The organism is Stenotrophomonas sp. YJH_SMC_19, from assembly GCF_059367915.1.
The window spans coordinates 1-20820 of the sequence record NZ_JCAFRI010000038.1 but is presented as its reverse complement, the minus strand read 5'-3'; the positions used below and the strand labels follow the sequence as shown (position 1 = coordinate 20820).

The window sequence follows — 20820 nt, the reverse complement described above, 5'->3', positions numbered from 1 at the left end:
GGTAGTGCCGGCCGCTGGCCGGCAATCCATAGCCCCGGTAGTGCCGGCCGCTGGCCGGCAATCCATAGCCCCGGTAGTGCCGGCCGCTGGCCGGCAATCCATAGCCCCGGTAGTGCCGGCCGCTGGCCGGCAATCCATAGTCCCGGTAGTGCCGGCCGCTGGCCGGCAACCTCATTCAACTTCAGACATCTCCCAACACCCATCGAGGCATGGCCTGACAGCCAATACCCCATGATCGACCCACCATGGCGCATGAGCAGCCATCGCCTCCGCCTGGGCCGTCACTCGATCATCGGCCAGTCCTACGTTCTGACAACCACGACACACCAGCGCCGCCGGCTCTTTGAAAGCGAAGCTGCAGCAGCATGTGTAATCGACCAGTTCCACTACATGGAACAGCGCGGGCTCGTACAGTCACACGCATGGGTCGTCATGCCGGATCACGTCCACTGGATGTTCGAGCTGCGCGCAGCTCACCTTCCCGACATCGCGCGCCGGATGAAATCGTCGAGCGCGCTCGCCCTGAATCGCCTGGTGGGGCGTCGATGTACGGTCTGGCAGTCTGGCTACTTTGATCATGCAGTGAGGGCGGAGGAGTCGCTGGCGCAGCAAGCGCTGTACATCCTGGGGAATCCGGTGCGCGCCGGTCTTGCTGGGCAGATTGGCGAGTATCCGTATGCATGGTCGGTCTGGTTGTGATGCCGGCCAGCGGCCGGCACTACCACAGCAAAGGCGAAGCGCAGATTGCGTTCCGGCGCACAGAGCACCCTCGGTGGTAGTGCCGGCCGCTGGCCGGCAACCCCATGACCCGCGCGAAGATGCATCGCTGCCGGCCGGCAGCTGGCAGTCGGCACTACCAGTCGATGTTCAGCGCAGCCATTCGCTGTTCAGCGCCGCTTGCGCGCGTCTTGGCCGTGGTCGGCCTGGTTGTGATGCCGGCCAGCGGCCGGCACTACCACAGCAAAGGCGAAGCGCAGCGCAGATTGCGTTCCGGCGCACAGAGCAGCCTCGATGGTAGTGCCGGCCGCTGGCCGGCAACCCCATGACACGCGCGAAGATGCATAACTGCCGGCCAGCGGCCGGCACTACCAGTCAATGTTCAGCACGGCCATTCGCTGTTCAGCGCCGCTTGCGCGCGCTTCGGCCGTGGTCGGTCCGGTTTGATGCCGGCCAGCGGCCGGCACTACCAGTGAATGTTCAGCGCGGCTTGCGTGTCCGCTTCAGCTTCGCGGTATCTGCGCCGCTGGCGGCGCCGTCCTGCAGCGCCTGCAGCCACGACAACGTATCCACATAGTCGATGAAGTGCCGCAGGTAGCCGGGACTGGTGGCCTGCATCGTGTCCAGCATGCGCTGCACCAGCACCGCCGAGTTCAGCGGGCCGCCGTCGGCCGGGGCCTCGGTGCGCAGTGAGCGGCGCACCTGCAGTTCGCTGCGCAGCTCCGACCACTCGCGCTGCACCTGCTGCAGCATCGGCACCTGCGGGTAATGCGGCAGCGAGCGCGACCCCGCATCGAGGTCGCGCACCAGTGCGCGCAGGCCTTCGAGCGCTGAAAGCTTACTTGGCATCCGGGGCCTTGGGCTTGGGAATCGGCGCGATCTCCACGCGGCGGTTGCGTGCGCGGCCTTCCTCATTGGCATTGGAACTGACCGGCTGCTCGCTGCCGAACGCGGCGGCGAACACGGCGTCAGCCGGTACGCCATCGGCGATCAGGGTGCGGGTTACGGTCAGCGAGCGCTGCGCGGACAGCTCCCAGTTGTCGGCGAAACGCCGGTTGCCTTCGCGCACCGGTGCGTCATCGGTGAAGCCGCTGACCATCAGGATCTCTTCGCGGCTGCCCAGATAGGCGGCCAGCGGTGCGGCCAGGCTGCGCAGCAGCTCCTGGCCTTCCGGCTGCAGCTGGTCGGAGTTCAGCGCGAACAGCACGCTGCCGCTGATGCCGATGCGGCCATCCACCAGCGTCACGCGACCGGCGGCCAACGGGCCCGCCAGCGCCTGTTCGAGGGTCTGCAGGCGCTTGGCTTCGGCCTGGCGCTGCTTCACTTCCTGGTCCAGCCGCTGCGACAGCTCCAGCTGCACCGCGACCACACCGACCAGTATCAGCACGAACGCGCCCAGTAGCACCGACATCAGGTCGCCGAAGGCGGCCCAGATCGGGGCGTGCGAACCGCCATCGACCTCCAGCTCGTCGCTCATGCGCTACCGGCCTTGCCGCGGCGCGTGGCCAGCTGCTGCAGTTCTTCCATCACCTGCTTCTGCGACAGCAGGCTGAGGTCGACCACCTCGCGCGCCTGCGCCACGTAGTAGGCCAGCTGCTCGTCGCTGCGGGCCAGCGAGGCATCCAGTGCGCCGCCGATCTGTTCCAGGCGGCCGGACAGCTCGGTGGAGGCGCTGCCGAACTGCGCGACCGCTTCGCCGAAGCTGCTGGCCAGCTGGCCGACTTCACCGGCGCTGCCGTGGAGCGCTGCGGCGATACCGTCCAGCTTTCCGGTCTCGGCGGCGATATGGTCGGTGAAGCGGTTGCCGACGCGTTCCAGCAACTCGGCCGAGCCACCGACCAGTGCGTCCACAGCGGTGCGCTGTTCGTGCGAGGCGTGGTTGATCGCATCCAGCAGGGTCTGCACGGTGGCCAGCAGGCGTCCGCGTTCTTCCAGCATCGCGTTGTCACGCACCAGGCTCTCGGACAGCGTGCTGCGCAGCTCGTTGATGACGTCGGCTGCGGCCTTCGGCGCGGCGGCGGCGGTCTGCAGCAGGGTGGACACTTCGGCCAGCGTGGCGCTGGCCTGTGCGCGACCGTTCTCGCCGATCTGCTGTGCGGTCTCCGCCAGCGTGTCGCAGACGCGCTGCTGCTGCGCGGCCAGGCGTTCGCCATTGGCCTGCAGGCGCTCGGCCAGCTCGGTGGAAACGTGCTGCAGAGCATCGCTCCAGCGCTGCAGGCGCTGTTCGTCGCCGGCCTGCAGCTGCGCCTGCAGGGCGGCGTGGGCCTGCTGCAACTCGGCGCTGACCGCGTCCCAGCGCGCCTGGCGTTGCTGCTCGCGGCTGTCCAGGCCGGCCTGCAGTTCGGCGTGCGCGGTGGCAGCGGCGGCCTGCGCGGCCTGCCAATCCTGCAAACGCTGCTGTTCGTGGTCCTGCAGCAGCGACTGGCTGGCGCTGTGCTGCTGCTCCAGTGCCTGCAGCAGCGCCTGCGCACGCGCGTCCAGATGCTCGCTGGCGGCGATCAACGCCTGCTGCTGGCGCTCGACCAGCGCGCTGTTCAGGGCCTGCTGCTGTTCGGCGGCAGCACGCAAGGCCTCCGCATTGTCCTGTGCATCGGCCTGCAGGCGCTCGCCGATACGTGTGACCAGCGCTTCGGCATGCGTGGCCTGGCCATCGCTGAAGGCCTGCAGGTGCTGGCGCAGGTCGCTCACCAGTGCCTGCTGTGCCTGGGTCTGTTCACTCACCACCTTGGCCCAGCTGGCCTCGGTGGCGACGCGGCTGCGCTCAAAACCGTCGCTCAGGCCGGCCAGCTGCTGCTGCACGGCCTGCTCGACGCGGGCATGCAGTGCTTCGCCGTGATGGGCCAGGCCAGCCAGGGTGGTCTCGGCCATCGGCTGCAGCGCGCCACCGATGGCGGCGGCGCTGGCTTCAGCCCCTTCGCGCAGCGACTGCTGCAGCGAGACCGCCAGGCGTTGCTGCAGCGCCTGGCTCTGGGTCAGGAACTCGGCCTGGCCGGCCAGCAGGCGCTCATTGGCGGCCGCACTGTGCTGTTCAAAGGTGCTGGTCATCTCCTGCAGGCGGTCGACCAGCGCCGGCAGCGCCGCGGACTGTGCCTGCAGCAGGCGCAGCGACTCGGCGCGCTGCCAGGCCTGCGAGTACGGATGCAGGTCGCCGGAGATGGCGCGGTCCAGCTGCTGCACGGCCTGCAGGCGGTCACGACGCAGCAGCGCGGCCAGCAGACCGAGCATGGCCGAGCTGGCCACACCGGCGATCGAGGTGCCGAATGCCACCGCCAGACCCTGCACCGGCGAGGCCAGCGAGCCGCGGATCGCGGCCATGTCGGTCGCGCTCTGCAGGGCCAGTCCGGTGCCACGCAGCGTGTCCATCATGCCCAGCAGGGTGCCGAGCATGCCCAGCAGCACCAGCAGGCCGACCAGGTAAGGGGTCAGCACCGGAGCGGGCAGGGCGGTACGCTCGCCTTCCACGCGCAGGCGCACGGCGTTGCGCAGGCCTGCGGGCACGCGCTCCAGCCAGGGAGCGAGGCTCTCCTTCGCGCTGGACAGGTCGTTCAGTGCGCTGCGCAGGCCGTTGCTGGCCTGGCGGTAGCGGTACAGCTCCACGCCACCGGCGATGTAGCAGGCCGCGATGATCGCCGCCACCGCTGCACCCAGCGGATGCACCGAAACATAGCCAATGCCGATCCAGCACACGGCCAGCAGGCCGACAAGGAAAACAACGACATGGAAAGCAGTTCTGGACATGGTGTTCCGGTCAGTGGGAGCGCAGGGCGTCTTGCAGCCCTTCGATCGGGTGGAAGCGCAGCTGCAGCTCGGCGAGCAGCAGGGTGCGCATGTCATGGCGGAAGGCCGCGCGCCAGCCGGGCTGGCCGTGCACGCGTTCAAAACGGGCACCGAGCACGGCCGGCGCAGTGGCCAGCAGGCTGTGCTCGCGCGGGGTGAGGGTCTGTTCCATCACCGCATCGACCTCGGCCAGCCGCGCCAGCTCGGGCGAAACCTGCACCAGCTGGTCGCGCAGGCGGCCGCGCAAGCGCCCGGTGGCGGTCTGGATGGCCTGCTGCAGTACCCGGTAGCGCTGGCGCAGCGAGGCGAAGTTGGGTGCAGCGGCAGCTTCGGCCAGATCCAGCAGGCGCTCGGCCTCGGCGTCCTCACTGATCGAGGCCAGCAGGCTGGCGTGCGCCTGGACGCAGTCGGCCAGCACATCCTCGACGGCTTCGGCGGCTTCACCGGGCTCGGGCAGGCGTCCGCCGAGCGCCCCGGACAGGGCCACGGCACGGCTCCAGTCCACCCACTGGCCGAGGCGATCGGTCAGGGCGGGACTGCTGGCCGGCATCGCGCCGTCGCTGAGACGGGCGAGCAGGCGGAGGAACTCCGGTCCACCCAGGACCGGCTGCGCTGCGTTCGCCATCAAGGGGTGAGGGGCCAAAAACCGTTGATTTTACAACCAGATGACCCGGCCTGGATGAAGGCGGGGCCGGGCGGGGGCGCCCGCAGGCGCGACAAGGCTTAGAATGTCCGGCTGCACCCATCCGTTCGACCCCTGGAGTACCCAATGACTGTTGCGCAGTTCTACCCGATCGGCACCCCCGGACAGCCCTGGGGCGACGCGGAACGCGCACAGTGGCGGGCCCGCCAGCAGCGCCAGCGCAGCTACCACAATGACGTGGTGGCCGCGCTCGAGCGCCTGGACGACAGCTTCGATGTGATCCAGTACGGCCAGCTGGACTATGCGCCGGACCATTACCCGCTGTTCGCCGTGGTCAACCACGACTGGAACCCGGCGCTGCCGACCGCACTGATCACTGGTGGCGTGCATGGCTACGAGACCAGCGGCGTGCATGGCGCCCTGCAGTTCCTGGAACAGCAGGCTGAGCGTTACCTGGGCCGGCTGAACCTGATCGTGGCACCGTGCGTCAGCCCGTGGGGCTACGAGCGCATCCAGCGCTGGAACCCGGATGCCATCGACCCCAACCGCAGCTTCCGTGACGGCGGCCAGATCGAGGAAGCGGCCGCGCTGATGGCCTGGGTGGCCGAGCGCAAACCGAACCTGCTGGTGCACCTGGACCTGCACGAGACCACCGACAGCGACCTGCACGAGTTCGATCCGGCGCGCTGCGCCCGCGACGGCAAGCCGTTCGAACGCGACACCATTCCGGACGGCTTCTACGTGATCGGCAACAGCGAAGACCCGCAGGCCGAGTTCCAGAAGGCCCTGATCGCTGCGGTCGCGCCAGTCACCCATATCGCCCCGGCCGACGCCGAGGGCAACCTGGTCGGCCTGCCGCTGCAGTCGCCGGGCGTGGTGTGGGGTGAGTCGCGCTCGATCGGCGCCTGCGCCGGCTTCACCGACGCGCGCTTTGCCACCACCACCGAGGTCTACCCGGACAGCCCGCGCACCAACCCGCAGGAGTGCAACGACGCCCAGGTGGCGGCGGTGTGTGCGGGCCTGGATTTCGCCCTGGCGGCGCAGTAACGCGCCACGTTGCGGGCAGCGACCGGCATCAACCGGCGCCGTTCTTTGGCTGGCGAGGTGGCCACAGCCGGCGAAGCCGACGCGCGGCAGCCGGCGAAGACATCCAGATCGCGCCGGTACACCGTGCTGTTGACCCCGAACAGGCCCAGCAGTGAGTGGAAGACATTGTCGTGGCTGTGCGCCCGGTGCAGGGCATTCCCGCGCAGGCAGGCCAGGTCCACGCCCGCGTTGCGGCTGAACTCCGGTGAGAACCACATCACCATCGGCACCTGGGTCTGCTCGCGCGGCGCGATGAAGTAAGGCGTGCCGTGAAGGTACATGCCACGTTCGCCGAGCGACTCGCCATGGTCGGACACATAGATCAGCGCGACATCACGCTGGTCCGAATAGCCCTGCAGCAGGTCGATGGTCCTGCCAAGCATGCGGTCGGTGTGGACCAGGGTGTTGTCATAGGTGTTGACCAGCGCCTCGTTGCTGCACTGCTGGATCTGGTTGCTGTCGCAGGTCGGACTGAATGCCCGCGACTGTGCCGGGTAGCGTTCGAAGTAGGTCGGGCCGTGGCTGCCAAGCTGGTGCAGCACGACCAGGGCGTCACCGTTCATGGCGTCAATGCGTGTACCGAGCTGATGCAGCAGCACCTCGTCATAGCAGGTGCCGTCGGCATTGACACATTGGCCGGCCACCTTCAGCGCGGGCATGTCCTCGGTCGGCACGCGTTCGCACACGCCTTTGCAGCCACCGTTGTTGTTGTTGCGCCAGAGCACGCTGATGCCCGTGCGCTGCAGGATGTCGAGCACGTTCTCCTCGGTCGCTGCGCGTACATCGTCATACTGGCGGCGGGTCATCTGCGAGAACATGCACGGCACCGAGATCGCCGTTGCGGTTCCGCATGAGGAAACATCACTGAAGCTGATGACGCCTTCCTTGCGCGAGAGCCGGGGATTGGTCGCGCGTGGGTAGCCGTTGAGCTGGAAGTTCTGTGATCGCGCGGTCTCGCCGACGACCATGACCACAAGCTTCGGACGCGGGCCCGGTACGCGCCGTGCGTCCATGCCGATCGGGCGCAAGGGTTGCTGGCGGGCGCTGTAGAGGCCTTTCAGATAACCGTGGGTATGGCGCACGACATTCAACGGCAGCATCTGGTCACGGAGATAGCGGTTGTTGCGCAGCAGCGAGGAGTAGTCCTTGTAGAACGCGAAGCCGATTGCCAGCAGTACCAGCAATGACGCCAGAGCGCTGGCCGGCCACACCAGCAGCGAACGTATCGAACCGGCCCCGCTGGTGGTGCGCACCAGGGCGAGCCCGGCAGCAGGCAGCACGCCCAGCGCCAGCAGGGTCAACAGTAGTGGCAGCGACAGATAGGCGTTCAGTTCGGCCTGGTTGGTCTCGAACACGTTCTGCACCATGCTGCGATCGATCAGCACGTTGTAGTGCAGCATGAAGTAGCTGCAGGCGGCGCTGACGACAACGAGCAGCACCAGCAGCGGCCTGCGCAGGAACGGCAGTGCCAGCAGTGGCGTCAGCAACAGGTTGAACAGGCAGAACAGCACCACCGGCAGGCTGGCCAGGAACAGCACGCTGCGCACGCTGTTGAGGTCGGCCAGCCCCCACAGCGTCTTCCAGAGGGCGATGTTTCCAATCGTGGTGAAGAACAGTGCGACGGCCCAGACCAGAACGATCGGATGGGGCCGTGGAAAACGGCGGCATTGACACACGAGCAGGTTCCGTGGAGCGGGAGTGCGCGCAGTATCGAAACCGCTTTATCAGGAAGTTGTCAGGTTGGGCGGACTAGCCCAGCAGGATCACACCCCACACCGCACCCACCATCAACAGTGCGGTGGTCTGCGCGGCGCTGCCCATATCCTTGGCGTTCTTTGACAGCGGATGCTGTTCAAGGGAGATGCGATCAACCACCGCTTCGATCGCCGAGTTGAGCAGTTCCACCAGCAGGCTGATGAAGCAGACCGCCAGCACTATCGCGCGCTCGACCGCGCTGATGTCCAGTACGAACGCTGCAATGATCAACAGCGCGTGCAGAAGCAGCAGCTGGCGAAAGGCAGCCTCGCCGCGGAAGGTGGCGACGAAGCCATCACGCGAATGGATGAGGGTGTGGAAGATGCGGCTCAGGCCGGTCTTCCCGTGCGGGTACTTGCCGCTGTCCTTGGGGTGCTGCATGCGGTTTCCGCCGTGAAGTGAGCAATCCCCAGCATGTGCACGCGTGCGTCAGGAAATCGTCAGAGGGGCCACTCCAGGCTGAACCGGCATCCCTGCTGCGATGAATGCACCGTCATCCTCCAACCCAGGTGCTCGACGATGCGCTGCGCGATCGACAACCCCAGCCCCTCGCCGCTGTGCACGCTAGCGGGTACGAAGCGCTGGAACAGCTGTGGATCGATACTGGAGGGCAGGCCGGGCCCCGTGTCGGCGACGATGAGTGCGGCGTCGTGGAGGGTGATCCGAACTTCGCCGCTTTCGGTGTACTGGCAGGCGTTGCGCAGAAGGTTCCAAATCACGCTGCGCGCAAGATCCGCGTTGGTGTGCAGCACGGTGTCATGCAGGGCATCAAACGCAACGATCACCGGCTTGCCGGAAAGCCAGGGCTGGCAGCGATCCATGCAGCATTCAATCAGCGCACGCAGGGCCACCTCGTTGCGTGGCACGGTGCTGGGGGCGCGAGAGAGCAGCAGCAGGCAGGTCAGCTGGCGCTGCATCTCCTGGGTGGTGCGCAGGATGCGCTCGGCACTGGGAACCAGGTGGCTGTCGGCCGGAAGCTGGCAGGCCAGCGTCTCGGCAGCACCACCGATGATGGCCAAGGGCGTGCGCAGCTCGTGGCTGGCATCGCCGCTGAAGCACTGTTCGCGATGCAGGAACCGTTCGAGCTCGTCACTATGGCGGGCAAAGGCGCGCGCGAGCACGCCGATCTCATCGCGTGCGTCCTGGTAGGGAAAGGGCTTGTGGCCGTCCTGCACCGCATCGGCCAATCGTGTGATGGGCGCGATGACGTGGGTCGCTACCTTGCGACCGATCAGGAAGGCGCCAAGCACGCAGATCGAAATGACCAGTGCCGCAAAGGCATTGATCAGGTATTCCAGATAGCCATAGGGCGCTGCGTCCTGCAGCAGGTAGTAACGTTGGCCGGCACTGTCGAACACGCGCAGGTGCCACTCGTTGGGTGCTGCTTCGCCGTGATATCCCGGGCCATAGGCGCAGCACGACAGGCACGTCCTGGGCATCGAACAGTGCGCTGCCAGAGGGCAGGTCGGGACGCCGACCACGGGCGAGTTCGTCCTGCAGGCGGCGTACTTCATTGTCCTGGGTCCGCACGACGACAGCGGCCCGGACCTGGTCGTAGTCCACCTGTTCGGCCAGTACGATGAAGCCCATGGCACCGGCCATCAACAGCACGAACGAGATCGTGATGCGGGTGCGCAGGCTCAGGCGGCGGTAGAGGGAGGCACGGGTCACGCCTGCATGCGCCAGCCGACGCTGTGCACCGTGGTGATCAGCGCGGTGTCGAAGCTGCGGTCCACCTGCAGGCGCAGCTCATGGATGTGGGTTCGCAGCGCGCCGCTGTCCGGTGGCTCGTCGCCCCAGACCAGGTATTCCATCTCCTGCTTGCGCACCACGGCCGGCGCCGCACGCACCAGGCACATCAGCAGCTTGTGCGACGTGGGCGTCAGCGCAATGCAGCGGCCTTGCCGCCAGGCTTGTGGCGAGCGCGTGTCCACCTGCAGGTCCTTCCACGCCAGCACGCTCTGGACCTGGCGACCCTGCGCCCGTCGTACCAGGGCCTTGATCCGCGCATCCAGTTCCGTCAGCGAGAACGGTTTGACCAGGTAGTCATCCGCGCCCAAGGCCAGGCCCTGCACGCGGTCTTCGACCGGATCGCGCGCGGTCAGCATCAGGATCGGCACCGGGTTCTGGAACTCCTGGCGCAGCTTCTGGCACAGCGTCATGCCATCCAGGCGCGGCAGCATCAGGTCCAGCAGGATGGCGTCGTAGTCGTGCTGCGTGGCCCGGCGCAGGCCGCTGGCGCCGTCGCGGGCGTCGTCCAGTACGTAACCCAGCGGTTCAAAGAAGGCATACAGGTTGGCAACCAGCTCGGGGTTGTCTTCGATGATCAGCAGGCGGGTCATGGCATGCGTCCTTGCGCGTGGCCGAACTCTGCCCGATCGCTGGCCGAATGCCAATGCCCTTGCTGAATGGATCGCGGCCTGGGTTCGGCCCCGTCAAGCGACGTTCAATCGGCCGGGCTGCGTGAATCGCGGACCGAGTAGATCACCGAGAAGATCTTCCAGCCTTGTTCGGTGCGGATCAACTGCCACATCTCCTTGCCCCAGTTGGTCTTCACCCCATCGTCGTGGAAGCTGTAGTCAAACGACACCGAAGCCACATCGCCATCCGTCTCGATCTTCGTGTTGGAGAATGTCTCCTCCTTCGGCTTCGGCGAGGCGACCACCCCGTCGATCAGCGCGATGAAGTTGTTGGCGGGAATCTGCCGTGCCTTGATTGCATCGGGCTTGGCCTTGCGGATGTCCTGCAGGCGCACATCCTCGGAAACGAACTGCCAGCCGATGTCTTCCGGTTTGTCGGAGAAGAACAGGCCCATGTAGGTCGGCTTGTCCTTGTTGATCAGCGAGGTGCGGAACGATTCGACCACCTGTTCGATCGCTTTTACATCCGCCGCTGATGGCTGCTGGCTTGCGTGGGCCGGCTGGCCTGCGATGAGGCCAACAATGAGAAACGCGCTCTGGAATCCGGTGGTTCGCATCATTCATTTCGGCCGCAGTGTGGTGGGAGCGCGCCAGGGCCACGGCTACAGGGCCCCGGCGCGCTCCGCATTCAACGATGCAGCGCGTCAACAATCAAGCCGGTGGCGATCTCCACCAGCAGGTACTCGTTATCGGACTGGCGCACCCAGCGTCGGTCGCGGCCCGGCTCGCGCAGGTCATAGCGCGCGTAATCGTCTACCCAGTAGCGGCGGTCCACTTCGGCCCACGGCAGGCGCTCGCCACGTCGCCAGGCCTTCTTCTGCCAGCCCGGCGGCGGCGCATCGCGGTGGTGCGGGCCGCCTGCGTGCGGCGGCGGGCCGTTGCCTCGGGCGTGGTGCGGCGGATCGGCGAAGGCGGGGGCCGCGGCCAACGCGGTGGCTGCGCTCAATGCGATGGCAAGCAAACGTGTGGTCTTCATGGGGATGCCTCCGTCATGGCCGCAGCATGCGGCGCTGTGGCGGGAATATAGGGCAATCCATGTGAATGAATGCGGGTGTAGGCGGTGCTTTTCTGAACAGACGGCGCGGCCTGCAGTCGCCGCCAGGCAGCGGATCATTGGACCGCGCCCGGGGCCGAGTCCGTTGCGGCCCAGCCTCCGCCCAACGACAGAAAAAGATCCATTTGCCGGTCAATGCGCTCCGCGCGCGATGCAGCCAATGCGGACTCCGCATCTGCCAGCGCGGCCTGGGCCGAAAGCACGTCGAGAAAATCGATCCTGCCGAAACGGTAGAGTTGCTGTGCCTGCCCGGCGGCCCGCGCTGCGTCCATCCGCGCCTGCGCCAGGCTGTGCTCGCGTTCGAGCTCCTGTGTGCAGACAGAAAGCGCGGTCTCGGTCTGGCGCAATGCCTGCAGCACGATGCCGTCAAAGGACGCGAGAACTGAATCTGCATTGGCACCGGCCGCTGCGATGCGGGCCTTGGCCGCGCGGCGGTTGGGCCAGTGCCATGACAGCACGGGGCCGATGCTCGCACCGAAGCCGTCAGCCGACAGCAGATGCGCCGGTGTGCCGGCCACGCCCGAAGAGGCGCCCAGGGTGATCTGCGGATAGAGACCCGCCGTCTCAGCGCCGATCATTGCAGTTGCGGCGGCCAGCCTGCGTTCGGCTGCGCGTATGTCAGGGCGCCGCTGGAGCAGTTGCCAGCCGTCACCGACCGGTAGCGCCTGCTCCAGCTCAGGGGGCTGCGGGCATGCTTCGGCCTCCCTGGGATAGTCTGCCGGGACTTTGCCCATCAGTGCGGCCAGTTCGAACAGTGAGGCCTGCCGTTCCGCCAGCAGGTGCGGTATCGCCGCCGCGCTGCGATTGACGGCTGCACCGGCACGGCTGACATCGAAGTCCGTTCCGCGCCCGCCGGCAGCAAGGCGTCGGGTTGCCTCCAGCGTAGCGCGCTGTATCGCCAGCACCTGCCGGGTTGCAGTGAGCGTGTGATTGCTTGTGCACACCTGGAGATAGGCACGGGTGACGGCCGCAGCGACGACCACGCGGACCTGGTCGCGTGCCGCAGCGACAGCCTCCGTGTCCGCGTTGGCGGCTTCGATGCCGCGGCGGATGCCGCCTGCGAGATCCAGCGGATAGGAGAGGTGGAGGCCCAGCGCATAGGATTGCGGTGCGGCCGACGCCTGGGTGTAGCCACCGGCATGGGTGAGCGTGCCCGATGCATCCACGTCCCCTTGTACGGCACCGCGCGCGCGGTACTCCAGCACGGTCGCGCTGGCGCGCCGAAGGTTGGCATCGGCGGCGCGCAGGTCGGTATTGGCCGCCAGTGCTTCGCGTACGTAGGCGTCAAGCTGGGGGTCGCCATACAGTTGCCACCATCGATCCGGTGGCGCGTCGTGGCTGAACGATGCCTCCTGGCCCGAGACGAACGCCCGCGCCGCCCGTGGGGAGGCTGCGACAGCGCTCGCCGGCAGGTGATAGTCGGGGCCGGACACGCAGGCCGTCATCGGCAGCAGCAGGGCAAGCAGCCCGCCACGTACTGTCCGCACGCTCACTTGCAGGCTCCCTGCGCCGAGGGGGTGATGGTCACACTCGCAGTGCGACCTACGATCAGCCGGGTATCCGGCGACGCATCATCGATACGGATGCGTACCGGGATGCGCTGTGCCAGCCTCACCCAGGTATAGGTCGGCGCCACGGCCGGCAGCAGGTTGTGCGTGCTTGAGCGCTGATCGTCGGCAATGCCGGCGGCGATGCTGTCAACGTGTCCGCGGACATCGCGGGTGTCGCCCATCAGCCGGGCCACGGCGGCATCGCCCTCGGTGATGCAGGTCAGTTTGGTTTCCTCGAAGTAGCCTTCGATACGCAGGCTGTGGGTGTCGATCAGCGCCAGTGCCTGCGCACCGGGTTGCAGGTAGTCGCCCGCGTGCAGGTCCAGGTTGGTGACGATGCCGTCGGTGGTTGCGCGCACCTCGGTGCGTTGCACGTTGAGCTGGGCGACGCGCTGTTCGGCCCGTGCCTGCGCCAGCGCTGCCAACTCGGTATCGACCTTGGCGGCATTGCGTTCGCGTGTCTCCGAGGCGACCAGGTTGCCAAGTGCGTTGTCCCGTGTCGATTCGCGGCGGGCCAGCGCCAGCGTGGCGCGAGCGCTGCTGACCGCTGCATCGGCCTTCTCAAGCGCGGAAGCGAAGCGCGGTTGATCCAGCACCAGAAGCAGCTGTCCGGCGCTGACCCGCTGGTTGTCGTGCACCAGCACCTGGGTGACCAGCCCCCCCATGTCCGATGCAACGCGCACCACATCGGCGCGCACCCGCCCATCCCGCGTCCACGGGCGCATTTCGTAACGCTTCCAGATGGACAGTGCGGCGACGACAGCAATCGCGAATACAACCAGCGTAGCGCTCCAGCGCCCGATGACGGCAAGCAGGTGTTTCATTTCATTTCTCGAGCAGGGGCGAGAGCCGGATCATCAGCTCCGCCAGGATCACGAACAGGGACAGGCCCACCAAGGGCCGCGCGGCGAACAGCCGGTACAGGCCGAGGCTGGCGAGCAGGCGCGAGGTCAGCATCGACAGCGCCAGCGCGGCGGCGGCCACGGCGAGCAGGCCGGGGATCAGCACGCCATCAATGGAAAGATCAGAAAGCATGAGGTCAGTGCCGATGAGTGAGAGCAGGCGCCAGCAGGTCGCGGCGCAATCCGCAGAGCAGGTGCGACAGATGCTCACGATCACCCCCGCTGCTGGCCACTGCGGCCTCGCGCATGCGGTCGAGCAGTTCCAGAAGATGGGCATCGACACTGCGTGGCGCATGGCCGCGGATCCTGAAATGTGCGGCGATGCGTTCGACCAGCGCCGCATGAAGCGCCCGAACCTGCGGGTTGTGCAGCCGCCTTTCCAGCGCGCGGAGTTGGCTGGATGCACGTGCCGCACGAACGTCCGCAAACAATTCCCGCAGATCGTGTGCGGCACTGGAACGGCCCTGCAACCTGGGAGCGAGCAGCCCGATTCGATCCAGCATGCGGCTGAGCCAGGCGCGGGTCACGCCACCTTGTTCGGCGGCATGTCGTGCGATATCCCGACGGATCGAACGCTCCAGCCGTGCGCGGTTGCGGCCCGCATCGGCGGTCTGGAACAGCTGCATGCTGCACAGTGCCACCGTCGTACCGATGAACAACGCAACGCTGTTGTTGAGCGCGCCGGCGATGTTGGTCGAATTGGTCGCGCCCAGGCCGGCGATGAGCGGAAACGTCAGCACCACGCCCAGCGCAGCCATGATGAAGGGCGGCCGGGCCAGGAACGATCCGCATAGCAGCAGCGCAGGCGCCAGCGCGGCCATCAGGCCGACGAAATCGGACAGCGCGGGGAAGATCAGCAGACCGTAGAGCAGGCCGACGGCAACGCCGATGCAAGATCCCACCAGGTAGCGCATGACATGCGGTGCCGGCGCTTCGATCGTGCCGAACAGCACGCACGCTGTGCCGATGATGGACACCGCCGTGGCGCCGTCCGACCAGCCCGTGATGATCCACAGCACGCAGCTCAGCAGGATGCCGACGAACGCCCCCAGTGCGCTGCGCGCGGCGTTCCTGTGATCCCGGTGAATCACTGCGCCCTGCACATTCCGCGCAAGACGGTCAGGCACATGCAGGCGCCAGTCGGGGCGGGCAGTGTGCAGTTGTGTCTGCAGCACGCGGCAGTCGGCGTGGGCGAGGTCGAGCTCGGCCTGTTGCGCGGCGAGGCTGGCCTGCAGCAGATCGCGCCAGCCGCTTGCATCCATTGTGCCGGCCTGCGGTGAACGCAGCCGAGCGATGGAATCTTCCACCGCGCTGGACAGCATCAGTACGTCCAGCATCCGGTCATGCAGGGCACGCAGGATCTGCACCTGGGCCACGCCGTGGGCGCTGTCGAAGGGCAGGTGGATCGACAGCACATGCAGCTCGAGCAGGTCGGCGGCCACTTTCGAGCGGTCCGTCGCCAGCACCGTGTCCGATGCACTGGCGCGCATGTCGCGTGTCCATCGTTCCGCATCTTCCAGCACGGCAGCAACCCGTGCGTGCACGCGCATCGAAACCCGGCGCGGCAGCACCAACCCATGTACCAGCGTGGCGGCCAGGATGCCGATGGCGATTTCCTGCACCCGCGTGATGGCAATGGTGAACACCTCTCCCGGCACCATCACCGCAGGAAACCCGATCAGGCTGGTGGTATAGCCGGCCAGCAGGAACGCGTACGCACGTGGCGTGCGGTCGAGCATCGCCAGGTACAGGCACAGCGCCATCCAGGTGGCGAGCGCGGCGCTCAGCACCAAGGGCGCATTGGCGAAGCGTGGCACCAGCGCGACGGTGGCGACGGCCCCGCCCACGGTACCGAGCAGGCGGAACAGGCCGCGGCTGAGCGTTGCCCCGGAAAGAGGCTGTGATACCAGATAGACCGTGCCGATCACCCAGAACGGGCGGTTCAGGCCGACCCTTAGAGAGACATAGAGCCCCAGCGACGCGGCGAGCAGGCATTTGAGCGAGAACAGCACCGCCTCCTGGTCGGTCCTGAGGGCAGGGCTTTTAAACCGCGCAAATGCCTGGAGCAGGTGGGGGCGGAGCGGGCTGGAGGAGTGCATGCGGCTCATGCTAGTGATCGGCCGCACTGGCGAATTTCGCTACAATGACAACCAATCGCTAAAACCGGTCAATGTGAGAATGGCTCGCATTTCGCTCCCCGGCTTTGACCTGGACCCGGACGAGACCGATCGCCCGGCGGTTGCCAGCCGCCTGCAGGTGGCCGAGCACGACGCGGAAATTCCGGTGCATGAGCATCGAAAGGGTCAGCTCATTCTCGCGCTGCATGGGGCGGTGACCTGCGAAGTGGCCAATGCGCTGTGGATCGTGCCGCCCCAGTGTGGCGTCTGGATTCCGGGCGGCATGCCGCACAGCAACCGCGCCACCGCCAACGCGCGCCTGTGCTACCTGTTCGTCGAGCCCGGCATCGTCGACCTGCCGGCGCAGTGCGTGACGCTGGCCATCTCGCCGATGCTGCGCGAGATGATCCTGCACCTGGCCGACGCGCCGCTGGACTATCCGCATGGCAGCCACACCGACCGGCTGGCGCGGGTGCTGCTGGACGAACTGGTGCAGACGCCGGCTGAGCATCTGTCGCTGCCGGTCAGCCATCACCCGAAGGTGCGTGCGCTGGCTGCGGCGCTGTCGGCGGATCCGGCAGACCGCAGCACCATCGGCCAGTGGGCCGTGCGCCTGGCCCTGGGCGAGCGCACGTTGACCCGCCTCATCGAACGGGAAACGGGACTGTCCTTCGGGCGCTGGCGGCAGCAACTGCACCTGCTCATCGCCATTCGGGAACTCGCCGCCGGTGCACCCGTACAACGCGTTTCCGAGACGCTGGGCTATGAGTCGGTGACGGCCTTCATCACGATGTTCAAGAAAGCGCTTGGCCTTTCCCCGGCGCGGTACTTTGCGGTGCGCCTGCGTGGGCAGTAGCCGGGGACAGCCCGGGAAGCCCCTGCCTGGAACAGCTACTTCGAGGTGCCGGAGACCGATTGAATCGCTGCCACCACCGCAGCGGGTTCCTCGCGCTGGAGGGTGTGGCCGGTTGCCAGGTAGCGGTGCGAGCCGCGCGTGAATCCCGAGAAGAGCAGGGCGTGCTGTGCTTTCCAGAGCGCCTTGCCCGCTGCGGTTTCCTCGAAGAACAGCGGTTCGGCAGCCAGCTGGGTTGCAGTCAGCAGCGCTACCGGCACGTCCGGCATCGTGCGCGGGGTTTCCGCACCGGGTGCATCCAGCTGTTCGGTCAGCACGGCGTAGTCGGCGGCCATGGCTGGCGGCAGCATCGCCCGCAGCTGGGCATCATCTGCCTGCACGCGGGCACTGTCGGCCTGCTTGAACGCATGGCGCTGACCCATCGTGGCCGGGTCCACCAGCACCAGGCCCTGCAGGCGCTCCGGATGGCGGCGTGCAAACTCCGTGGCCAGCAGGCCGCCATAGGAGTGACCCACCAGCACAACGCGGCGACCGGGGGCGAGCGTATCGATCACGGCCGTGAGGTCGGCCAGATGCGCATCGATGCGCTTGGGGTGACCGTCGCTGCCGGACTTGCCGAGTCCCGCACGGGCGTAGGTGATGCTGTGGTAGTCGCGCCCCAGACCGGCAACCACCTCCTTCCAGGCCCCCGCGCCCTGCCCGAAACCGGATTCAAAGACCACGGTGATCGGGCCGGCCCCCATCTCTTCGGCCTGCAGTGTGTAAGCGCCTCGATCCACTTCGATTTCCCCTGCGTGCGCGGCGCCTGCAGCGGCCATCACGGCGGCCAGCACCCACAACGTCACTCGGCTGATCTTCATTGCCATTCCCCTGGGCCGTGACGCGTGCCAGCCCTTCCGATGGGTCAGGTCTGCAGCGGAGTGCCACAGCCTGCCGACCTCGCGACAGGTCGTGTTGGTAATGTAGTGATGTATAACACCGACTCCCTGTGCAGGAAGTCATGGGGACGGGGCGTAGACCGCTGAATGGCGTTGGATGCTTGAATCTGTGATCGGTTACGCGGCTCCACACTTGAACATGCAAGCGTCCTCAACGATAAAGGCGGCATTTGGCACTGCCGCATTCCGGACCAGGGACGATCCGAAGCATGACGCGGGGCACAGCTCCGCGTTCTCGTTCCCGCCGGCGCTGTGTTCGTCCAGGAAGGAGAACAGGGATGTTGGAACGACTGAAGACCATTTTGTGTGCCGTGCTGGCGATCGTTGCCGTTGGCTGCATTGCGCCGGCTGTTGTACAGGCGCAGGAAAGCAAGATCACCTGGCGTATTTCGCAGCCCGGTGGCGATGCGACCCAGTACAAGACCCAGCAGGCGGCGGTGGCCGCCATCAAGAACCTGCCGGCGCCCAGCCCCTTCCCGCCGGAGTTCCAGTTCGGCTGGCAGTACGTCGACAAGATCAAGTCGAAAGTCGTGGACTTGAACGGAAACACGTCGATTACCTACTGGATGGGAAAGACGCAGCCATCCGACCCTGACTGGACCTACTACGGCGCGGGTGATGGTGGCTTCCTGTCCGAAGAGGAAGTGCTGGAAGCGCTCATTGCAGACTTGCAGGACATCAATCCCCAGTGTCCTGGGGAAACTGCTGTGCCGGAAGGAGAATGGGGCCCAACTGCTCCAGGGATGGACGGAATTTCGGAGGTCAGGGAGTACCGGGTCACCGGCATGCTGGGCAGCAATTCGGCGGAGTCTCCGTGCGTGCCCTTCGACGCAGGAACGACAGGGCTTGCTCGCATGCGACGCTTGAACTGCCCGATCCCCTTCACGCAGTGGTCCAACAAGCACAACGCCTGCGTCAACGAGGAATTCGTTGCGACCATCACCTCGAAGTCGCAGAAGTGCGACAAGGACGGCGGCAACGGTAGCTGCCCCATGCCCCGCAACGATACAGCGGCGAACATGAGTCCGATTCCCGACAAGGACCCGGCCTCCAACGGCGGTACCTGCGACGGCAATGTCGGCAACCCATGTGATGCTAAAACGGGCGAGAAGTATGAGATCGCGCAGGACTTTGATCTGGGCTGGATCGCGCTGACGCGCTTCTATCACTCCGGCATCTCCACCTCATCCGGTGGCTTCGGCTATGGCTGGACCCATTCGCTGGGCGCCCACCTGGCACTGGATGGCGTTGACAGTGTGGGCATCATTGAAAGCACCGGTTTCCAGCGTGCATTCAAGAAGATCGGCCAAGCCTATGAGGCGGACGACGACAGTGGTGACCGTCTGGTCCAGAACGGCAACTGGACACTGTACTCGGCGGATTCCATCTCTACCTTCGGCGCGGACGGGCGTCTTGCCGCCAAGCGCTTCCCGGATGGCACGTCGCTGGCCTACATCTACGACGACAGCGACCGCCTTGCGGCGGTCACCCACAGCAGTGGCCGCACACTGGAGTTCGTTTACCAGTCCAACGACTATGAGGCGTTGATCAGTTCGGTGCTGGTCGAAGGCGTTGCGCTCGCCACCTATACCTACACGCCGCAGAACCAGGTCGCCACGGTGACCTATGCGGGTGGTGGTGTGCGGACATATCACTACGAGAACCAGGACTTCCCCCAGCACCTGACCGGCATCACCGCTGAGGACGGTCGCCGCTACAGCACCTTTACCTACGATTCCATCGGTCGTGTGATCTCCAGTCAACATGCCGGCGGTGCCGATGGCGTGACACTGGCCTACAGCCCCAATGGTGGTGCGTTGGTGACCGACGCGCTGGGGCGGCAGACCGACTACACCCTGACACCCGGGGGCGACACCGCTCCGTCGCGCAAGGTGACCGGCCTGAGTGATTCGCAGGGAACCGTCAGCCGGACCTACTACGACCAGAGTGTCGACTTCCGTCGGCGCCTGGATACCTACACTGATCGTCGCGGTATCCAGACCAAGCACACCTATGCGCAGGGTACTGATGCGGTGAGCGGCCGTGCCGTCAGCATCCATACCGTGACCGAAGCGGTCGGCTTGCCCGAGCAGCGTGTGGTGACCACGGCGCGCGACGTTGAAACCAATGCGGTACTGACCACCCGGATCGGCAATCGTAAAACCCGAACGTCCTTCAATGGCCGACGCCAGCCGACAACCAACACGGTGACCGACATCGCGTCCGGTCAGACGCGCATCACCAGCTATACGTACTGCGAAGCCGCTGATGTGGCAGTGGCAGGCAGCTGCCCGGTGGAGGGGCTGCTGAAGAGTGTGGATGGCCCGCGCACGGATGTGGCCGATGCCGTTACCTATGCCTATTACTCGGCGGATGATGCAGGGTGCGCGACCGGAGGTGCCTGCAGCTATCGCAAGGGCGACCTGCGCAGCGTGACCAATGCGCTGGGCCAGACGGCCGAGACTCTGGCTTACGACGCGTTCGGGCGGCCGTTGTCGGTCAAGGACGCCAACGGCGTGGTGACTGATTACACCTACCATCCCCGCGGCTGGCCGACCTCCATCACCGTGCGCGGCGCGACCACGGCCGAGGATCGGGTCACCCAGCTGAGCTACTGGCCAACCGGCCAGGTGCAGAAAATCACCGAGCCGAATGGCAGCAGCGTGTCCTACTTCTACGATGCTGCGCTGCGCTTGACCGACATCGAGGACAACGCGGGCAACACGATTCACTACATGCTGGACAACGCCGGCAATCGCCTCAAGGAAGACACGCTCGATGCAGGCGGCACGCTACGTCGCACCTTGGCGCGGACGTTCAACACGCTCGGCCAGCTGACCGCACTGAAGGACGCAGGCAATCACGCTACCGGCTTTGCCTACGATGCCAACGGCAACCCGCAGACCGTGACCGACGCCCTGCAGCGCGTGACCAGCCAGCAGTACGATCCGCTCAACCGACTGGCGCAGACCCTGCAGGATGTCGGCGGCGTGGCGGCGGAGATCCGC

The 20820-nt window shown here is 66.4% G+C and carries 18 protein-coding genes and 1 pseudogene; 4 read left to right on the top strand and 15 right to left on the bottom strand.

The features are described from left to right. The first annotated feature begins 252 nt into the window (after window positions 1-252). Window positions 253-699 (top strand): REP-associated tyrosine transposase, encoded by a 447-nt coding sequence (locus AC5P5R_RS21850; RefSeq protein ID WP_060381276.1) that lies wholly within the window; start codon window positions 253-255, stop codon window positions 697-699. 498 nt (window positions 700-1197) lie between these two features. Here the strand turns inward: AC5P5R_RS21850 and AC5P5R_RS21845 are convergent, their stop codons facing one another. Genes AC5P5R_RS21845 through AC5P5R_RS21830 form a run of 4 tightly spaced genes read right to left on the bottom strand, consistent with a single transcriptional unit; the run spans window position 1198 to window position 5119 of the window. Then, the gene (locus tag AC5P5R_RS21845) at window positions 1198-1632 is read right to left on the bottom strand and encodes a DUF2894 domain-containing protein (protein WP_329751669.1); all 435 of its coding nucleotides are present in this window, start codon (window positions 1630-1632) and stop codon (window positions 1198-1200) included. Then, window positions 1556-2194, bottom strand: coding sequence for an OmpA family protein (locus AC5P5R_RS21840; protein ID WP_005409939.1), 639 nt, complete (start codon window positions 2192-2194; stop codon window positions 1556-1558). Before AC5P5R_RS21840 ends, AC5P5R_RS21845 begins: the two co-directional genes overlap by 77 nt. Then, complete coding sequence (locus AC5P5R_RS21835; protein ID WP_100438591.1) at window positions 2191-4455, bottom strand: DUF802 domain-containing protein; 2265 nt, start codon at window positions 4453-4455, stop codon at window positions 2191-2193. Before AC5P5R_RS21835 ends, AC5P5R_RS21840 begins: the two co-directional genes overlap by 4 nt. Before the next feature lie 10 nt (window positions 4456-4465). Next, window positions 4466-5119 (bottom strand): DUF3348 family protein, encoded by a 654-nt coding sequence (locus AC5P5R_RS21830; protein ID WP_099498053.1) that lies wholly within the window; start codon window positions 5117-5119, stop codon window positions 4466-4468. 144 nt (window positions 5120-5263) lie between these two features. Between AC5P5R_RS21830 and AC5P5R_RS21825 the strand changes: the two genes are divergently transcribed. Then, window positions 5264-6184, top strand: a complete 921-nt coding sequence (locus tag AC5P5R_RS21825) for a M14 family metallopeptidase (protein ID WP_164281593.1) — start codon at window positions 5264-5266, stop codon at window positions 6182-6184. Here the strand turns inward: AC5P5R_RS21825 and AC5P5R_RS21820 are convergent. The 10 genes and pseudogenes from AC5P5R_RS21820 to AC5P5R_RS21775 form a co-directional block, all read right to left on the bottom strand. Beyond that, complete coding sequence (locus tag AC5P5R_RS21820) at window positions 6088-7899, bottom strand: phosphoethanolamine transferase (protein ID WP_100438590.1); 1812 nt, start codon at window positions 7897-7899, stop codon at window positions 6088-6090. The two genes, AC5P5R_RS21825 and AC5P5R_RS21820, sit on opposite strands and share 97 nt — an antisense overlap. Before the next feature lie 73 nt (window positions 7900-7972). Continuing rightward, window positions 7973-8359, bottom strand: a complete 387-nt coding sequence (locus AC5P5R_RS21815) for a diacylglycerol kinase (protein WP_005409934.1) — start codon at window positions 8357-8359, stop codon at window positions 7973-7975. Between the two features lie 59 nt (window positions 8360-8418). Continuing rightward, a pseudogene (locus AC5P5R_RS21810) lies at window positions 8419-9649 on the bottom strand (sensor histidine kinase). Then, complete coding sequence (locus tag AC5P5R_RS21805) at window positions 9646-10320, bottom strand: response regulator transcription factor (protein WP_032962486.1); 675 nt, start codon at window positions 10318-10320, stop codon at window positions 9646-9648. The pseudogene AC5P5R_RS21810 and the gene AC5P5R_RS21805 overlap by 4 nt, the downstream one beginning before the upstream one ends. Before the next feature lie 104 nt (window positions 10321-10424). Beyond that, window positions 10425-10955, bottom strand: a complete 531-nt coding sequence (locus tag AC5P5R_RS21800) for a Cif family virulence factor (RefSeq protein WP_099484246.1) — start codon at window positions 10953-10955, stop codon at window positions 10425-10427. 71 nt (window positions 10956-11026) lie between these two features. Next, complete coding sequence (locus tag AC5P5R_RS21795; protein ID WP_005409930.1) at window positions 11027-11374, bottom strand: RcnB family protein; 348 nt, start codon at window positions 11372-11374, stop codon at window positions 11027-11029. 134 nt (window positions 11375-11508) lie between these two features. Then, window positions 11509-12945 (bottom strand): efflux transporter outer membrane subunit, encoded by a 1437-nt coding sequence (locus AC5P5R_RS21790; protein WP_100438589.1) that lies wholly within the window; start codon window positions 12943-12945, stop codon window positions 11509-11511. Then, window positions 12942-13826 carry an HlyD family secretion protein gene (locus tag AC5P5R_RS21785; protein WP_164281592.1) on the bottom strand — a complete coding sequence of 295 codons (885 nt, stop codon included), beginning with the start codon at window positions 13824-13826 and terminating at the stop codon, window positions 12942-12944. The genes AC5P5R_RS21790 and AC5P5R_RS21785 overlap by 4 nt, the downstream gene beginning before the upstream one ends. 1 nt (window position 13827) lies before the next feature. Further along, entirely contained in the window at window positions 13828-14037 is a 210-nt protein-coding gene (locus AC5P5R_RS21780; RefSeq protein ID WP_049471367.1) for a DUF1656 domain-containing protein, read from the bottom strand. A gap of 4 nt (window positions 14038-14041) precedes the next feature. Beyond that, window positions 14042-15916 carry an FUSC family protein gene (locus AC5P5R_RS21775; RefSeq protein WP_100438588.1) on the bottom strand — a complete coding sequence of 625 codons (1875 nt, stop codon included), beginning with the start codon at window positions 15914-15916 and terminating at the stop codon, window positions 14042-14044. 166 nt (window positions 15917-16082) lie between these two features. On the opposite strand from AC5P5R_RS21775, the gene AC5P5R_RS21770 reads away from it, so the two are divergent. Beyond that, the gene (locus AC5P5R_RS21770) at window positions 16083-16877 is read left to right on the top strand and encodes an AraC family transcriptional regulator (RefSeq protein ID WP_012480491.1); all 795 of its coding nucleotides are present in this window, start codon (window positions 16083-16085) and stop codon (window positions 16875-16877) included. A 35-nt stretch (window positions 16878-16912) separates the two neighbouring features. Here AC5P5R_RS21770 and AC5P5R_RS21765 read toward each other — a convergent pair whose 3' ends face one another. Continuing rightward, window positions 16913-17734 carry an alpha/beta fold hydrolase gene (locus AC5P5R_RS21765; RefSeq protein ID WP_100438587.1) on the bottom strand — a complete coding sequence of 274 codons (822 nt, stop codon included), beginning with the start codon at window positions 17732-17734 and terminating at the stop codon, window positions 16913-16915. 356 nt (window positions 17735-18090) lie between these two features. On the opposite strand from AC5P5R_RS21765, the gene AC5P5R_RS21760 reads away from it, so the two are divergent. Further along, on the top strand, window positions 18091-20820 hold a 2730-nt coding region (locus AC5P5R_RS21760), incomplete at its 3' end, for an RHS repeat domain-containing protein (protein ID WP_495226443.1).

What these genes read in the sequence shown, in the direction of transcription:
- AC5P5R_RS21850 (WP_060381276.1), top strand. Translation starts at nt 253, where the DNA reads ATGAGCAGCCATCGCCTCCGCCTGGGCCGTCACTCGATCATCGGCCAG.
- AC5P5R_RS21845 (WP_329751669.1), bottom strand. Translation starts at nt 1,632, where the DNA reads ATGAGGAAGGCCGCGCACGCAACCGCCGCGTGGAGATCGCGCCGATTC.
- AC5P5R_RS21840 (WP_005409939.1), bottom strand. Translation starts at nt 2,194, where the DNA reads ATGAGCGACGAGCTGGAGGTCGATGGCGGTTCGCACGCCCCGATCTGG.
- AC5P5R_RS21835 (WP_100438591.1), bottom strand. Translation starts at nt 4,455, where the DNA reads ATGTCCAGAACTGCTTTCCATGTCGTTGTTTTCCTTGTCGGCCTGCTG.
- AC5P5R_RS21830 (WP_099498053.1), bottom strand. Translation starts at nt 5,119, where the DNA reads ATGGCGAACGCAGCGCAGCCGGTCCTGGGTGGACCGGAGTTCCTCCGC.
- AC5P5R_RS21825 (WP_164281593.1), top strand. Translation starts at nt 5,264, where the DNA reads ATGACTGTTGCGCAGTTCTACCCGATCGGCACCCCCGGACAGCCCTGG.
- AC5P5R_RS21815 (WP_005409934.1), bottom strand. Translation starts at nt 8,359, where the DNA reads ATGCAGCACCCCAAGGACAGCGGCAAGTACCCGCACGGGAAGACCGGC.
- AC5P5R_RS21805 (WP_032962486.1), bottom strand. Translation starts at nt 10,320, where the DNA reads ATGACCCGCCTGCTGATCATCGAAGACAACCCCGAGCTGGTTGCCAAC.
- AC5P5R_RS21800 (WP_099484246.1), bottom strand. Translation starts at nt 10,955, where the DNA reads ATGCGAACCACCGGATTCCAGAGCGCGTTTCTCATTGTTGGCCTCATC.
- AC5P5R_RS21795 (WP_005409930.1), bottom strand. Translation starts at nt 11,374, where the DNA reads ATGAAGACCACACGTTTGCTTGCCATCGCATTGAGCGCAGCCACCGCG.
- AC5P5R_RS21785 (WP_164281592.1), bottom strand. Translation starts at nt 13,826, where the DNA reads ATGAAACACCTGCTTGCCGTCATCGGGCGCTGGAGCGCTACGCTGGTT.
- AC5P5R_RS21780 (WP_049471367.1), bottom strand. Translation starts at nt 14,037, where the DNA reads ATGCTTTCTGATCTTTCCATTGATGGCGTGCTGATCCCCGGCCTGCTC.
- AC5P5R_RS21770 (WP_012480491.1), top strand. Translation starts at nt 16,083, where the DNA reads ATGGCTCGCATTTCGCTCCCCGGCTTTGACCTGGACCCGGACGAGACC.
- AC5P5R_RS21765 (WP_100438587.1), bottom strand. Translation starts at nt 17,734, where the DNA reads ATGAAGATCAGCCGAGTGACGTTGTGGGTGCTGGCCGCCGTGATGGCC.